Annotated in this window: 19 protein-coding genes; 18 read left to right on the top strand and 1 reads right to left on the bottom strand. The window is 35.8% G+C overall.

The window, feature by feature from the left end; translation table 11 throughout:
- Positions 1 to 52 precede the first annotated feature (52 nt).
- The 8 genes from KH109_RS02535 (at position 53) to KH109_RS02500 (ending at position 6,535) form a co-directional block, all read left to right on the top strand.
- The gene (locus KH109_RS02535; protein WP_156719112.1) at positions 53 to 907 is read left to right on the top strand and encodes a ChbG/HpnK family deacetylase; all 855 of its coding nucleotides are present in this window, start codon (positions 53 to 55) and stop codon (positions 905 to 907) included.
- Positions 904 to 1,896 (top strand): lysylphosphatidylglycerol synthase transmembrane domain-containing protein, encoded by a 993-nt coding sequence (locus KH109_RS02530; protein WP_295215431.1) that lies wholly within the window; start codon positions 904 to 906, stop codon positions 1,894 to 1,896. Before KH109_RS02535 ends, KH109_RS02530 begins: the two co-directional genes overlap by 4 nt.
- A gap of 15 nt (positions 1,897 to 1,911) precedes the next feature.
- Positions 1,912 to 2,361 carry an ACT domain-containing protein gene (locus tag KH109_RS02525; RefSeq protein WP_005386672.1) on the top strand — a complete coding sequence of 150 codons (450 nt, stop codon included), beginning with the start codon at positions 1,912 to 1,914 and terminating at the stop codon, positions 2,359 to 2,361.
- Between the two features lie 24 nt (positions 2,362 to 2,385).
- Entirely contained in the window at positions 2,386 to 3,675 is a 1,290-nt protein-coding gene (locus KH109_RS02520) for a homoserine dehydrogenase (protein ID WP_105089177.1), read from the top strand.
- A 3-nt stretch (positions 3,676 to 3,678) separates the two neighbouring features.
- Positions 3,679 to 4,593: a homoserine kinase gene (thrB, locus tag KH109_RS02515; protein WP_105089178.1), complete on the top strand. Its 915-nt coding sequence runs from the start codon at positions 3,679 to 3,681 to the stop codon at positions 4,591 to 4,593.
- A 55-nt stretch (positions 4,594 to 4,648) separates the two neighbouring features.
- Entirely contained in the window at positions 4,649 to 5,524 is an 876-nt protein-coding gene (gene htpX / locus KH109_RS02510; RefSeq protein ID WP_105089179.1) for a zinc metalloprotease HtpX, read from the top strand.
- A 22-nt stretch (positions 5,525 to 5,546) separates the two neighbouring features.
- Entirely contained in the window at positions 5,547 to 5,954 is a 408-nt protein-coding gene (ndk, locus tag KH109_RS02505) for a nucleoside-diphosphate kinase (RefSeq protein ID WP_105089180.1), read from the top strand.
- A gap of 65 nt (positions 5,955 to 6,019) precedes the next feature.
- Positions 6,020 to 6,535: a cob(I)yrinic acid a,c-diamide adenosyltransferase gene (locus tag KH109_RS02500; RefSeq protein WP_105085602.1), complete on the top strand. Its 516-nt coding sequence runs from the start codon at positions 6,020 to 6,022 to the stop codon at positions 6,533 to 6,535.
- Between the two features lie 47 nt (positions 6,536 to 6,582).
- On the opposite strand, the gene KH109_RS02495 is transcribed toward KH109_RS02500, so the two are convergent.
- Positions 6,583 to 6,918: a hypothetical protein gene (locus KH109_RS02495; RefSeq protein ID WP_129823014.1), complete on the bottom strand. Its 336-nt coding sequence runs from the start codon at positions 6,916 to 6,918 to the stop codon at positions 6,583 to 6,585.
- A gap of 63 nt (positions 6,919 to 6,981) precedes the next feature.
- Here KH109_RS02495 and cobU point away from each other — a divergent pair, with 63 nt between their 5' ends.
- From cobU to efp, 10 genes are all read left to right on the top strand, one after another.
- Positions 6,982 to 7,560: a bifunctional adenosylcobinamide kinase/adenosylcobinamide-phosphate guanylyltransferase gene (gene cobU / locus KH109_RS02490; protein WP_295215423.1), complete on the top strand. Its 579-nt coding sequence runs from the start codon at positions 6,982 to 6,984 to the stop codon at positions 7,558 to 7,560.
- Positions 7,553 to 9,070, top strand: coding sequence for a cobyric acid synthase (locus KH109_RS02485; protein ID WP_105094363.1), 1,518 nt, complete (start codon positions 7,553 to 7,555; stop codon positions 9,068 to 9,070). Before cobU ends, KH109_RS02485 begins: the two co-directional genes overlap by 8 nt.
- Before the next feature lie 12 nt (positions 9,071 to 9,082).
- A complete protein-coding gene (cbiB, locus tag KH109_RS02480) occupies positions 9,083 to 10,075 on the top strand; it encodes an adenosylcobinamide-phosphate synthase CbiB (protein WP_295215419.1) in 993 nt (330 codons plus the stop codon).
- Positions 10,075 to 10,968 (top strand): adenosylcobinamide-GDP ribazoletransferase, encoded by an 894-nt coding sequence (cobS, locus tag KH109_RS02475; RefSeq protein WP_295215417.1) that lies wholly within the window; start codon positions 10,075 to 10,077, stop codon positions 10,966 to 10,968. The genes cbiB and cobS overlap by 1 nt, the downstream gene beginning before the upstream one ends.
- Before the next feature lie 65 nt (positions 10,969 to 11,033).
- Entirely contained in the window at positions 11,034 to 11,918 is an 885-nt protein-coding gene (locus KH109_RS02470; RefSeq protein ID WP_295215414.1) for a GHMP kinase, read from the top strand.
- Positions 11,919 to 11,942: 24 nt separating this feature from the next.
- A complete protein-coding gene (locus KH109_RS02465) occupies positions 11,943 to 13,073 on the top strand; it encodes a threonine-phosphate decarboxylase (RefSeq protein WP_295215412.1) in 1,131 nt (376 codons plus the stop codon).
- Between the two features lie 7 nt (positions 13,074 to 13,080).
- Positions 13,081 to 13,719, top strand: coding sequence for a histidine phosphatase family protein (locus KH109_RS02460; RefSeq protein ID WP_295215409.1), 639 nt, complete (start codon positions 13,081 to 13,083; stop codon positions 13,717 to 13,719).
- On the top strand, positions 13,719 to 14,417 hold the full coding sequence (locus tag KH109_RS02455; RefSeq protein ID WP_295215406.1) for a pseudouridine synthase: 699 nt from the start codon (positions 13,719 to 13,721) through the stop codon (positions 14,415 to 14,417). Before KH109_RS02460 ends, KH109_RS02455 begins: the two co-directional genes overlap by 1 nt.
- Before the next feature lie 70 nt (positions 14,418 to 14,487).
- Entirely contained in the window at positions 14,488 to 15,561 is a 1,074-nt protein-coding gene (locus tag KH109_RS02450) for a Xaa-Pro peptidase family protein (RefSeq protein WP_156719123.1), read from the top strand.
- A 15-nt stretch (positions 15,562 to 15,576) separates the two neighbouring features.
- Entirely contained in the window at positions 15,577 to 16,134 is a 558-nt protein-coding gene (efp, locus tag KH109_RS02445) for an elongation factor P (RefSeq protein ID WP_005386642.1), read from the top strand.
- The last annotated feature ends 60 nt before the right edge of the window (positions 16,135 to 16,194 follow it).

Raw genomic sequence — 16,194 nt, 5'->3', positions numbered from 1 at the left:
CCTTTGTGGGAGAACAAAGTTCTCCCTTTTTTTTATGAAAAGGAAGTAAACTATGTCCAAATTAATAGTAAATGCAGATGACTTTGGTCTTCATAGTGCAGTTAATGCTGCCGTCATTGATGGTCATCGTACAGGTATCATTACGAGCACCTCTCTATTAGCGGGAGGCGAAGCTTTTTCAGAAGCCATAAGTATGGCAAAAAATAACCCTAAGTTGGGCATTGGTGTTCATATCGCCTTAGTAGGTGGACTTAAACCAGTATGTAATCCTGCTGAAGTACCATCGCTGCTAACCTCTGAAGGCGTATTTCCAGAAACATATATCGATTTTATGAAGCGAATTTATACTGGAAAGATTAATTATAGTGAATTGCGCAAAGAAATTCACGCTCAAATGGAACGTATTATGGAATCTGGTTTACATGTAACGCATATTGATGGTCATCAACATATGCATGTATTACCGACGGTACTACCAATCGTAATAGAGCAAGCTAAACAGTATGGTATTAATGCTATACGCATTCCAGATGAATCTTCTTTATTTGTCAATTATATGTACTCTCCGGTGCGATTGTTAGGTAAGGTGGGATTATCCACTGTGGCTGCAAAAGCACGTCCTACAATACGTGATAATGGCATGTATTCCACACAATATTTTTGGGGTATGGTAAATGGGGGACACATTAATCAAAAAACGTTAATGGGTATATTAAAATCCGTATCTAAAAAATCGGGTACTCATGAATTGATGATTCATCCAGGTTTAAATAATACGCTTCTTGGAAATCAATATAAATGGGGCTATCATTGGGAAGATGAATTACAAGCTGTGTGTTCCAACCATACGCATTTATATATTAGACAACATAATATTGAGCTAATTAATTATGGAGATTTGATATGAGTAAAATGATGAAGAGAGGCATTTTTATGTTTCTCTTACTATTGGCTGTGTCAATTGGTATCATTTACTACACTATTGATCTAGATGCATTAAAAACAATTTCATCATTTAATAGTATTTCTTTATTATTGGCTTTAGTGGCCTTAATAGTAGGCATGTATTTTGATGGTTTACGTTTACAAAGACTCGTAAAAATCGGAGGATATAAGCTATCTATAAAGGCTGTGCTTCGTGTAATCTTTAGTAATTATTTCATGGCTATGTTAACCCCAGGTGCTAGTGGGGGTGCTGTTGCTCAAGTATTAGTATTACGGAGTTATGGTGTGCCAATATCTAAAGGGACTCCTATTGTGTTAATACGTACCGTATTTTCTATTATGTTCCTTGTTATTATGTTACCCTTCGTATTCTTAAGAGATGCTATTGAAATTCCATATATTTCAAGAGATATGCTATTGATTTTTGCAGTAGTATCTGTTATTGCAATGCTGGTAGGTACTTATATCTTACAAACTAAATATATGCGTCAATTCGTATATAACTTAGCGCAACGGTTTAAAGCACATAAAACGAAAGATTGGCTTTCTAAATTAGAAACATTGAATCAAGGTTTAGGATTACTATATAAACAACCAATTCAATCGTTTATTGTATTTATTGAATCTGGGTTGAGTCTATTATGCTTATACTGTATTGCGCCAGCATTAATGTATGCTTTTACACCAGATATTCCTATCATTGATATATTAGATCGAATGATTCTATTGAATCTTATTTTATATTTTGCACCAACACCAGGGGGAACAGGGATTGCAGAAGGACTATTTGTAGTATTGTTTAGTACCTTTGTCCCTAATGGAACGGTTGGTATTGTTGCTGTAGCATGGCGCGTTATGGCAGAGTATTTGCCATTTTTTGTCGGCATGTATGCGGTGTTAACATTATATGGGCGTCAATTTGTAGCCCAAGAAACTTCAACAGAACAATAAGGGAGTGTGTGTTCTATGACTAAACCAAAAAAAGATAAGTTTTATCTGGTGCAAGAAGATATTTTACCAGAAGCGATAAAAAAGACGATTAAGGTAAAAGAAATTTTGAAACTAGGTGAGGTTAAAACTATTAACGAAGCAGTGGAAAAGATGGATTTGAGTCGTTCTGCATACTATAAGTATAAAGACTATGTATTCCCATTTTTTGAAATTGCTCAAGGTAAAATTGTAAGCATTTATGTTTCAATGTCTAATGAATCAGGTATGTTATCTAGTGTGTTAAAAGCAATTGCAGAACGCAATGGTAGTATACTGACTATCAATCAAGACATTCCACTACAAGGTATAGCTAATAGCAGCATTTCCTTTGAAACTAAAGACTTACAAGGTTCATTAGAAGATTTATTATTAGATATTCGCTCTATGAAGGGCATTATTAAAGTAGAAATTTTAGGCCAAGCATAGGCTAATTAAGAGAGTAGGACAATTATGACCACTATAAAAATTGCGTTATTAGGTTTTGGTACTGTTGCACAAGGTACATTTAATTTATTGCAAGATAATGCTGAGTTAATTAGAAATCGCACAGGTGTTAATGTTGAAATTTCTAAAATCTTTGTACGTAATCCTGATAAATATAGCGATATTACATTGCCTGAAACAGCTCAATATGTAACAGATATTGATGAAGTACTAAAAGATGATTCCATTCAAATGGTTGTGGAATTAATGGGTGGTACAACCTTTGCTAAAGATTGTGTAGAAGGCGCTTTAAAGGCTAAAAAAAATGTAGTAACTGCAAATAAAGATTTGTTAGCAGAATCTGGCCCATATCTATTAGACTTAGCTAGCAAAAACGGCGTAGATTTACGCTTTGAAGCATCTGTATTAGGTGGGATTCCAATTATCCGTACATTATATGAGTCCTTAGCTGGTAACCGTATTACTGAGCTCATCGGTATTATGAATGGTACTACAAACTTTATTTTAACTAAAATGTCTGAAGAAGGTTTAAGCTATCAAGACGTACTAAAGGAAGCGCAAGATCTTGGTTATGCTGAGGCCGATCCTACAGCAGACGTTGAAGGTCTAGATGCAGCTCGTAAACTTGCTATCCTTGCATCTATTAGTTTCAATCGTCGCATTTTCTTTGAAGATGTATCCGTAGAAGGTATTACTTGCATTGATACGGAAGATATTAAATTCGGTAAAGAATTTGGTTATAACATCAAGCTATTAGGTATTGCAAAAGAAACTAGTCAAGGTTTATCTCTAAATGTATACCCAGCATTTATTCCTACCACACATCCTTTAGCATCTGTTCGCGGTTCTTATAATGCAATTTATGTAAAAGGTAATGGTATTGATGATGTAATGCTATACGGTCGTGGTGCTGGTAGCTTACCTACAGGTAGCTCTGTAGTATCCGATATTATGGAAGTGGCTAAAAATGTTTCATATAACGAAACAGGTCGTTTGAAACCATTCTATTATGACCAAAAGAATATTTACGCTCCTGGTAAGATTCAATCTAGCTATTACTTACGTTTGGAAGTAGATAATAAAACAGGTGTATTAGCTAAAATTTCTGCCAAATTGGCAGAACAAAAGATTTCTGTTTTATCCATCGTTCAAAGAAATATGGATCCAGAAACTGCTGTATTAGCGATTGTAACATCTAAATGTCCTAGATCTTATATTTTAAATCTTATCGATTCCTTTAACAGCTTGCGTTCCGTTAAGTCTGTTAATAGTGTAATTCGTATTATGGAAGCTTAAACTATGAACACTGTTCGCGTACAAGTACCAGCCACTAGTGCTAATTGTGGACCTGGTTTTGATTGCTTAGGTTTGGCACTCAATCTATACAATATTTTTAGCTTTACACCTGATGTAAAAGCTACTGAATACACCTATACTTTTGAAGGTTTTGGCGCAGACATTTTACGTGCTGAAGATCCTAAAAAAAATCTTATTGGCTTTGCGATGGATCAAGTTTTTGCTACTGTGCAAGAACCAATTCAATATGGACATATTACGTCTGAAACTTTAATTCCTCCATCTCGTGGGCTCGGTAGTAGTAGCACAGCAATTGTAGGCGGCTTATTATTGGCTAACGCGTTAGTTAAACATCCACTTTCAAAAGAGGAATTGTTAGTCATTGCAAACCGTATGGAAGGTCATCCAGATAATGTGGCACCTGCTATTTTCGGTAATTTATGCTGTGCTACAGGCTTAAAAACAAAGGTATTAAATACGGTTATCTCTGTTCCATCTGAATTGCATTTTGCCGTAGTCGTACCTGAGGTTATGGTTTCTACAGAATACGCTCGTTCTGTGTTACCTAATCATGTACCATTTAAAGAGGCTGTGCAAAATGTGAGCCATGCATCTTTATTTGTAACTAGTTTGATTACACATCAATTAAACAATTTATCTGTTGCATTAGATGATAATTTGCATGTACCATATCGTAAAACATTAATACCACATTGTGATGCAGCCTTTGAAGCAGCTAAAGCTGCTGGCGCATATGGTGCAACTATTAGTGGATCTGGTTCCACTCTAATTGCCTATGTAGATAAAGCCCACGTACAAGCTGTGGCAGATGCTATGGGTGCTGTATTTACATCTAATGGAATTGAAAATAGAACATATTGCTTAGAAGCCGATAGTAAAGGAGCATCAATTATTTAGTTTGTGGTATAATTATAGTGTTAGGCATAGTCCATAACTATAATTGGAGGAAACTATGAACAATATAAAAACAACACTTTTATTAGCGACTTTGACAGCCATTTTAGTGGTCTTAGGTGATATGATTGGCGGTAGAAGTGGTATGATGATTATGTTCGTTATATCCATGGGCATGAATTTTATGTCCTATTGGTATAGCGACAAAATCGTTTTAGCACAATATGATGCACAACAAGTTACTGCACAATCTAACCCAAAATTATATGGCATGGTAGAACGTTTGGCTAAGAATGGTAAGTTACCAATGCCAAAAGTGTATATCATTCCAAGTGATGTACCTAATGCATTTGCAACAGGCAGAAATCCGAGTCATGCAGCAGTTGCTGTTACAGAAGGTATTCAACGACTATTAACAGATGACGAGCTAGAAGGTGTTCTAGGACATGAATTAACCCATGTTAAGAATCGTGATACATTGATCAGTACTATTGCTGCTATGATGGCAGGCGCAATTTCTATGATTGCTTATGTGCTTCAATTCTCAGCGATTTTTGGTCGTTCAGATGACCGTGAAGGCTCTAACCCGTTAGAGTTAATAGGCGCCATAGTTATTGCACCTATCGCAGCAGGACTCATTCAAATGAGTATCTCTCGAGCTCGTGAGTTCTTAGCTGATGAGGGGGGCGGAGAGATGTGTCGCAATCCTTTAGCTTTGGCATCTGCCCTTGCAAAAATTGATTACTATTCAAAACATGGTGCATTGCCAAATGCAAGTAATGCAACAGCCCATATGTTTATCATCAACCCTATGGTTGGTATTGGTGAAAGCTTGAGCAATCTTTTTAGTACACATCCTCGTACAGAGGAACGTATTGCAAAATTGAAACAACAAGCAATGAATCCTAAATATAAAGAGAAAGCATTATTTTAATTAATATCTACAGGAGGATATCATGCAAGAAACATTAGTTTTAATAAAACCAGATGCAGTTAAGCGTCAATTAAGTGGTGAAATTATTAGCCGTTATGAACGTAAAGGTCTTGTCATTAAAGCGTTAAAACTTTTACAAGTACCTCGTGAACTAGCGGAAGAGCATTATGCTGAGCACAAAGAAAAACCATTCTTCGGTGAATTAGTTGATTTCATCACATCTGGTCCAGTTCTTGCTTTCGTATTGGCCGGAGATAATGCCATCGTATCCGTACGTGCTTTAAACGGTGCCACAAATCCTGTAGATGCTGCCCCTGGTAGTATTCGTGGTGACTATGCCCTAACAATGGATGCAAACGTAGTACATGCGTCTGATTCTCCAGAGGCTGCTGCTCGTGAAATTCATCTTTGGTTCCCAGAATATAAATAATCTCAAGGTTGAGAACATATAGCTTTTCATTCTACATTTATGTATTTCTATAGGAGGTAATACATATGGCAAGTAGTGTTTACACAAAAACAGGCGATGCTGGTACAACTGGTTTATATACCGGTGAACGAGTACCTAAATCCTCATTACGCGTAGAAGCTTATGGTACAATCGATGAATTACAAGCCTTTTTAGGCTTGGCTCGTTCCTATGCGGAAAATTCACGTGTTGCTACTGAATTATATGATATTGAGCGCAACTTATGGACTTTAATGGCAGATATTGCTAGTTTAAATGCAGCGCCAGTCATTACAGAGCAACATGTTAAACATTTAGAAAAGGTCATTGATCGCTTTGACGAAAAGCTTGAACCATTATCTAATTTTGTGATTCCTGGTGAAAAACAATCTTCAGCTTATTTACATGTAGCGAGAACGATTACTCGACGTGCTGAACGTGCTTTATGGCGTGTATTAGATGCTGGTGAAAGCGTTCACGAATCTAATTTAAAATATTTAAATCGTCTATCCGACCTTTGCTTTATTATGTGTCGCGTAGAAGAGGAAATTGGAGCTGAATAAACAAAAAAAGCTATGTATTTTACATAGCTTTTTGCTCGTTATAGACCTTATTGTGAAATTGTTTGATTTAAAACATCGTGAGGACTTGGATAGTAGAAGAAAATATGAGGAATTTCATAACGGAATTTTTCTCTCAATAGATCAGAAAGTGTTGTTTCGAAGTTTATAATTTTATCAGCTTCGAAATCAAAATCTTCTACCAAAACCAATAACTGTGGTTCTACTTGAGGTGCATTTTCTGGTAACATTTCTGGTGGTAGTGGAACATTTACTACTACACGTGCGGTGCCAATATATTTACCTTGTCCATCGTCGATGGCAACACGATAGGTATTATCCCATAAAGTAGCCATCATTTTTAGTTTCATATTCATAATTTCCATAGTATCGCTCCTTTGTTATACTTATAATGATACTGAAATTATAAATTCTTGTATAGGTGCATTATGAAATCACAAATTATATTGTGTTCCGGTGGGGCACGAAGTGGAAAAAGTGAATTTGCAGAACGTTTAGCCCTTGCTACAGAAGGTCGAAAAGCTTATGTAGCAACAGGACAAGCTTTTGATGATGAAATGGTTGATCGTATAAAGAAACATCAAGAGCGACGTGGTAATATATGGACGAATTTTGAAATACCATTATATTTGGCCGAAGAGTGGCAACATATTAGCAGTGTAGCGGATGTAATACTCATAGACTGTTTAACCATGTTTACAACAAATCATATGATGGCTCATGGGTCAATTCAAGGCCAACAAGATGCAAATCGGTTAGAAGATATGGTACTTTCAGAATTAGAAGCATTATTAAATCTAATCAAAGTAAGTGATGATAAAATAGTTATATTTGTAACTAATGAAATTGGTCTTGGTATTGTACCAGATAATAAGCTAGCAAGATATTTTAGAGATATTGCAGGCCGCGTCAATCGAACAGTAGCAACTGAGGCTGATAAATTATACTTAACGATTAGTGGCGTTACCATTGAATTAAAATCCCAGGAGGTTCATATAAATGGCTAAGAAAATTATGTTCCAAGGAACAAGTTCCAATGTAGGCAAAAGTATTTTATGTACTGCATTATGCCGTATCTTTTATAGAAGAGGTTTTAAAACTGTTCCCTTTAAAGCTCAAAATATGGCCCTCAATTCTTATGTGACAAAATGGGGCGATGAAATTGGTCGTGCTCAAGTAGCGCAAGCTGAGGCTGCTGGCATAGATCCTATTGTACAAATGAACCCTGTATTATTAAAACCTACAGGTAATCAATCTTCTCAAGTAGTATTGATGGGGAAACCTGTGGGCGTTTATAGTGCTAAAGAATACCATACAAAATACTCCTTAACCGCCCTTGATAAGGTAAAAGAATCTATCGATTTCTTAGATTCCAATTTTGATATGATGGTTATTGAAGGTGCAGGTAGCCCTGCAGAAGTGAATCTCAAGGCTAATGATATCGTAAATATGCGCATTGCTAAAATGACGAAAGCACCTGTATATCTCATCGCTGATATCGATCGTGGTGGTGCTATTGCATCTATCGTTGGTACTTTAGAATTGCTCGAGCCAGAAGAACGAGATCTCATTAAAGGTATTGTTATCAATAAATTCCGTGGTGATATTAAACTATTAGAACCTGCACTTACCTTCATTGAAGAAAAAACAGGAAAAAAGGTAGTTGGTGTCATTCCTGCCATTGAAAACCTTGATATTGATGAAGAAGACTCTGTTGCACTGGAAAACAAACGGAATAGTGGTGCTAAAGAAATTCAAGTAGTGGTTATGCAAACACCTAAAATTTCTAACTTTACTGACTTTGATGCATTAAATTATGAACCAGATGTTTCTGTTCGATTCGTCGGCCCTGGCGATGTTATTGGCAATCCGGACTTAATCATTTTACCGGGCTCCAAAAATACACTAGCAGATCTTACATATCTTCGTAACTCAGGTTTTGCCGATGAAATAAAAAAACTTGCTGACCAAGGTACACCTGTCATTGGTGTATGTGGGGGCAATCAAATGTTGGGTAAAACGATTTATGATCCGCATCATATGGAAGGTGATATTGAAGAAATTGAAGGTCTTGGTTTAGTCGATTCTTCTACGACTATGAAGGATCAAAAAACGACACATCAAGTAGAATTCAATGTTTCAAATCTTCAATTTTTAAATGGTACATTTACAGGTGAAAAACTAGTAGGCTATGAAATCCATATGGGTGATACTACACCATTAGTAGATACTGTGCGCCGTTGTTTCACCATTACAAGTCGCAGTGAAGAAGCCGTTAATGTAGTTGATGGTTTTATCGATGGTAATCACCAAGTAATGGGGACATATATTCATGGTGTGTTTGATAATGATGAATTTAGACGCTTTATTATCAATCAATTGCGTGAACGTAAGGGGTTAGAACCATTAGATGTAGTATTCCATTATTTCGAACACAAGAATGCAGCTTATAATCGATTAGCTGATATTGTAGAGGAACACTTAGATATGGATTATATTATGTCTACCTTGGGGTAATAGGGGAGATATATGGAACATTTAACAATCTTGCATTGGTTTACAAAGTATAGCTTTGTATGTATACCAGTCTTAGCATTTTTATTAGATTTACTCATTGGGGATCCCAATAGTAAATACCATCCTGTAGCTATTATTGGTCGCATCATATCTTTTTTTGAAGCAGTTCTCTATAAAGATACTGATAACGATACTAAAAAATTATGGTACGGTGGTATTGCGGTTGGCTTAATCCTCGTTTCTGTATATATTATAGTGTCTTTAATACTATGGCTTGGTGGCGTAATTAATGAATGGGTAGAATATGCTCTTGAAGTAATTATTTTATATATTGCTATATCTCCACGTTCACTAGCTGGTGCAGGCTTTACTATTAGCCAATTAATTAAACAAGATAATATTGTAGAAGCACGCAAGCGATTATCTTGGATTGTAGGTCGCGATACAGAAGAATTAGATGAGAGTGAAATTACACGAGCTACGGTAGAAACCATTGCTGAAAACACAGTGGATGGAATTATTGCTCCGTTATTCTTCTTTATCCTTGGCGGTCCAATGGGTGCAATTCTATATAGAACTGCCAATACTATGGACTCTATGCTTGGGTATAAGAACCAAAAATATTTATACTTTGGTCGAGTAGCAGCTCGCTTTGATGACGTGCTCAATTGGATTCCTGCACGCATTACCTTTATATTATTAATAATTTCTGCATTCTTTTTACGCTTTGATGCTAAAAAAGCTCTACAAATTGGCTTGCGTGATGCCCATAAGCATCCAAGTCCTAATGGCGGTTATGCAGAAGCACCAGTTGCAGGAGCCTTACATATTCGATTAGGTGGTTACAACCAATATTTCAAAAAAATGACCTTCCGTGAATACATGGGAGATCCCATTGAAAAATTAAATCGTAACCACATTACACGTACAATTTATATGATGTATTTTACGACTATACTAATGACTATAATTAGTACAGCCATTACTTATGGGATGAATGTATAATGACACCTTTTTTCATAGCATTACAGTTTCTAACACGTTTAAAAATCGTTAATCAAACAGAATGGTCTGTAGAAGATTTTGGTAAATCCGTTGTAGCCTTTCCCTATGTAGGCTTAATTATTGGCCTTATTTTAGCATTATTATATGGTATATTATCACCATTTATACCGTTAGTACCATTGATGTTAATCCTTGTGATAGCGGAATTCTTAATTACAGGTGGTCTCCATGCTGATGGCCTAATGGACACCAGTGACGGTTTATTTTCTGGACGTGAACGGGACCGTAAGTTAGAAATTATGAAAGATAGCCGTATAGGCTCTTTTGGTGTTGTCGCTTTTGTATTTGTTACACTTTTAAAATGGCAATTATTAACAGCGATTCCAACAGCGGAATTTATTCCAATGGCACTGATTATGATGCCATTAATGAGTCGTTGGTCCCTTGTTTTGAGTATTCGATCCTATCCCTATGCACGAGAGCAGGGGATGGGGGCTGCATTCGCTAATTTAGCTCCAAAACATGTTATTACATACAATACACTTTCAACCTTCTTTATGCCTATTGTAATGTTACTAATTGGTGTAATTTTATATACCCTTTTATATGGTGTATATTCTATTTTTTCCATAGCTGATGTAGGCTATGTTGTTGGATTAGGTGTATTGATTTACGCCACATTAGGTATTTTTCAAATCAATATTGTAAGTATGATTATTACCTATATTATCAATCGTATACTCAACCATTATATTGTTAAGCAACTTGGTGGTACTACAGGTGATACTTACGGATTTGTTGTTGAAGTTACAGAGGTTTTACTACTTTTAATTTATATTATTATATTATCTGTATTATCTGCTTCTGTGGCCTCTAATACTACGATGTTTTAATAATTATTTATCCATTGTTTTGTAAAAACAATTACTGTTTTTGTTTAATGCGAAAGGAGTTTAATGTGACCTATTATGTAAGAGCCCCAGGTACATGTGGGGAATTTCTACAAGGTTCTATTAATGGCCAGTCATTTTTAGTGACTTGTCCTATTAATCGTTACTCCTACGCATTAAGTAATGTAAAACATCCATTTTCAAAACATTATTGTGCATTACAACCTAAGTCAGCTCTGGCAAGACAATTAGTACAACGATTATTAAAGAAAAATAATAAAGATCAAACTTGTCCACCGGTATATGTACGTTCTGACATTATACAAGGTAAAGGGATGGCTTCAAGTTCTGCGGATATTTCTGTAACGGCTATGGCTACCGCTTTAGCTATGGATTATAATTTATCACTAAAAGAACTAGAGCAAATCTGTTTATCCGTAGAACCTACAGATGCTTCATTTTACCAAGGTGTAACGCAGTTTGATTATATTAAAGGTACCATTTCTCAACCACTAGGAATGTGTCCGCCATTGAAAATTCTTGTATTTGATGAAGGCGGTAGTATAGATACCATTACCTTTAATCAACAAGTAGATTTACAAACTAAAATTTTAGAAAAAGAATCTATTATACGTGAGTCACTAGATTTATTTAAACGAGGCTTACATACACATGATATCAATTTAATTGGTCAAGCAGCTACATTGAGTGCTTTTGGTAATCAACGCATACTATATAAACCAAACTTATATGATTTTCACGATATAGGTAATTACTATAACAGTGTTGGTACAATCATAGCTCATAGTGGTACCATTATGGGACTTCTATTTCCAGTAGATTATGGTCGCATTGATGATTGTAAGCAAGAAATCATACGTAAGTTACCTCACTTATCCTATGTGGATACAGTAGAAACCACAAATGAAGGATTAACCTATATTAAACGATAATATATTTAATAGAAAGAGAATTAAATGTCTAAGATACATGGGGGCAATATATTTCAGTTTGCCCATGAACAACGAATTGAACCATATGAGGTAGTCGACTTTAGCGCTAATATTAATCCCCTTGGACCTAGTCAACGTGGATTAGATGCATTAAATGCACAATTACGCTATATATCTCATTATCCGGATGCTACCAATGATGATGTATTAAATGCTATTGCTGATACATATGGAATGGATAAACATCAAATTATAGTTGGTAATGGTGCAGCCGAGCTATTATATGCTATTTGCCGTTTACCTGGATATACAGGTGCTTTTGTACCAGCACCAGGATTTTCTGAGTATAAAGAGGCTCTTGAAGCAAGTAAGATTCCTGTACGTGATATTTTTTATCGACCTCGGGAAGATGATAATGGAAAACCTTATTTTGAGGTACCATATTTGGCATTAGAAACCTTTGCAGCTGAACTAAAGGGGCAAGATGGTCGCATCATTGTATTTTTAGGGAATCCTAATAATCCAGATGGTACATTACTTGATAAAGATCATATTCGCACTGTAGCGAGCATGTTGAAAGATGCCAATAGCTTACTTGTTATAGATGAATCATTTATCGATTTTGTTGGAAATGATCCATTACAAGATAATGAATACTCTATGCGCTCTTTAGTAAATGAATTTGATAATATCATCGTAGTTCATTCCTTCACAAAATTCTATGCTGTACCTGGCTTACGCATCGGGGCCGCTTTTACTAACGAAACATTAATTACTCAATTACAGCAATATATCCCTAGTTGGTCTGTAAATACATTAGCGCAAGCATATACAAAGGCTGCCTTGAATGATGTGGATTACATTAAGCGAACAAAACAAGAATTAAATGAAGAAAGAGCATTTATGTACAATGCATTAGATGCTATAGAAGAAATTACTGTATATCCACCTTCAGCTAATTTTATTTTGTTCCAAGTTAATCAAGAAGAAATTACAGCAAACTATATTAATGAAGAGCTGAAGAAATATAATATGATTGTGCGCAATTGTGACTCATATGTAGGTTTAACTAATCACTGGGTACGCATTGCTATTAAAGATCATGAGACTAATATCAAACTAGTGGATAAACTAACAGATATTTTGAAAGTATAGGAAGATTATGAAGACATTATATATTGTGCGCCATGGTGAAACTGATTGGAATAAAATGGGGAAATATCAAGGTATTACAGATATTCCCCTCAATGAAAACGGTTTAAATCAAGCTAAAGCATGTGGTAATGCCCTTAAAGATGTTACCTTTGACCGTATCTTATCTAGTGATTTAAGTCGTGCCTTAGTTACAGCCGAAACGATTCGTGGTGACCGCACAACACCTATCACAGTGGATAAACGATTGCGAGAGCTTAATTTTGGTGACTGGGAAGCTATGCTATTTTCAGACATTGAAGCACGTTGGCCTGGCCTTATTGATGAGATGTATTTGCGGCCTCATCTTGTAAAAGTACCAAATGGCGAGAGCTTTAAAGATTTGCAAGATCGTGCCTGGGCAGGTCTTGAAGAATTCCTCAATGTTAACGATGAGGAAGAGACTCTTTTAATAGCATGTCATGGTGGAACTATTAGAACCTTATTATGTAAATTATTAGATATTTCTATTAGTCATTGTTGGAATTTTAGCCAAGGTAATACAGCTATTAACCGTATTTTCTATAATGGTATGGGCGAATATGATCATAATATTTTAAATTTGCTCAATGATACGGCTCATGTTGAATTACTCCAAGGACATGTATAATGCGACTCGATAAATTATTAGCTAATAAAGCTTATGGCAGTCGAAAAGAAGTTCATCAACTCTTAAAGGATCAAAGAGTTACTATTAATGGTGAAATAACTACAAAAAAAGATATCCATATTGATATTGAGTCTGATGTAATTACGGTTGATGGACAAGTAGTTAATACTAAGCAACAGTATTATGTAAAATTTCATAAACCCAAAGGCTATGTTACAGCTGTGGAGGATGCAAATCATCCAGTTGTTATGGATTTATTGCCACCTGAATATATTAAAATGGGTGTAGTTCCAGTCGGAAGATTAGACAAGGATACAGAAGGATTACTGTTGCTTACCAATGATGGTGTTTGGGGACATTCAATCATCAATGGTAATAAACATGTATCCAAGGTTTATTATGTAGAATATGATGGTGAGTTAACAAAAGAAGGAATTCAACGTATAAAAGAGGGGATTGTACTAGGTGACGGAACCCATTGCAAGCCTGCTTTAATTGATGTTGTATCTTCTCAATCTCTGTATATTACCATTGAAGAAGGCAAATATCATCAAGTAAAACGTATGATTGGTGCTGCAGGCGGTACTGTTACATATTTAAAACGATTAACTATAGGGCATATAGATTTAACAGGGATTGAAGAGGTTGGTTCTATACAAGACTTAACCATTGGTGATATAGAGGCTTTCAAAAAATAGCATAAAATTCTATTCAATATAGGTATTTTATGGTAAGATTAATTGTACTTTATTGACTAGGAGCATGATTATGAATGGTTTAAATCTGCTACAACAGTATATTAAAGAGCAAGAATTAACAGGTGTCATTTTGATGAGCCCTATTAATTTACATTATTTTGCTGGTTTTACTGGTACTACAGGCTTTGCTATCATTACACAAGATAAAGCCTTTATGATCACTGATTTCAGATATACTGAGCAAGCTACAAAACAATGTGAAGGATATACAGTCATTCAATATGAATCCTCTGTTATGGATACTCTTGTAGATATATTCAATGAACATCATATTCACGAAGGTTTATTCGGTATTGAAGGCAAGCAAATGCCGGTAGATACGTATGAAACCTTATGTGATACATTAGATGAACGCTTTAATTTTACTTCTATCAATTTTGCTAAACTACGAGCAGTTAAACGAGAAGATGAATTAGAATTATTGCGAAAAGCTGCTAAAATTGGTGACGACGCCTTTGCTGCATTATTACCACAATTAAAGGTAGGAATGACAGAAAACGAAGCGCGCATCATATTAGAAACAGAAATGTTAAAACGTGGATCAGAGGAGCCTTCCTTTGCAACCATCGTTGCTTCTGGTAACCGTTCTAGTATGCCTCATGGTGTAGCTAGTGATAAGGTCATTGAAGCAGGTGATTTTGTTACCTTCGACTTTGGCTCCGTATATAAGGGTTACCATTCCGATATGACTAGAACTATTGTAATGGGGCCTGCCTCTGAATTACAAAAGAAGTTATATAGTATAGTTTTAGAAGCACAAAAACGTGGCGTAGCTGCAGTTCGAGCTGGTATAACTGGCAAAGAACTTGATGCAGTATGTCGTGATTATATCAAAGAACATGGATATACCAAGGAATTTAATCATGGTACTGGTCATGGCGTAGGTCTTGAGATTCACGAAGAACCAGTAGCGAATACTAAATCCGATACGGTATTTACAGAAAATATGATCATTACGGTAGAGCCTGGCATTTATATTACAGGTACTATCGGATTGAGAATAGAGGATAGTGTCATCGTCAAATCTGACGGCTATGAGGTGTTGACACATAGTCCAAAAGAGTTAATTGAAATAGGTATTTAGAAGGAGAAGAGTTAGATGATTTCCAGTAATGATTTTCGTCCAGGTGTAACCGTTGAAATCGACGGTAATGTATGGCAAGTAGTTGATTTCCAACACGTTAAACCAGGTAAAGGTGCTGCATTCGTACGTACTAAAATGAAAAATTTGCAAACTGGTTCTGTAGTAGAGCGTACGTTCAATGCTGGCGAAAAAGTGCCTAAAGCACATGTTGATCGTCGTCGTATGCAATATTTGTACGAGTCTGATGGCTCCTACACATTCATGGATAACGAAACTTATGATCAAGTTGAACTTAACCTTGAACAATTAGGTGATGCTAAAAACTTCCTTCTTGAAAATATGGAAGTATCCATCATGTTCTTCCAAGGTATCGTAATCGGTATCGACTTGCCTGTAGCTGTTGAACTTCGCGTAGTTGAAACAGACCCTGGTATCCGTGGTGATACTGCTACTGGTGGTAACAAACCAGCTGTATTGGAAACAGGCTACACTGTAAAAGTACCTCTCTTCATTGAAGTAGATGATGTACTTCGTATTGATACTCGTACAGGTCAATACATCGAACGTGCCTAATACTTATTGATATGTATTGGGGCTAGATCTTTTCATGGAATCTGATTCCCCATATATCTA

The sequence above is a fragment of the Veillonella sp. genome, from assembly GCF_018381775.1.
Taxonomy (GTDB): Bacteria; Bacillota; Negativicutes; order Veillonellales; family Veillonellaceae; genus Veillonella.
Note: the sequence above shows the minus strand (reverse complement) of the source record. Positions and strands in the feature narration are given on the sequence as shown.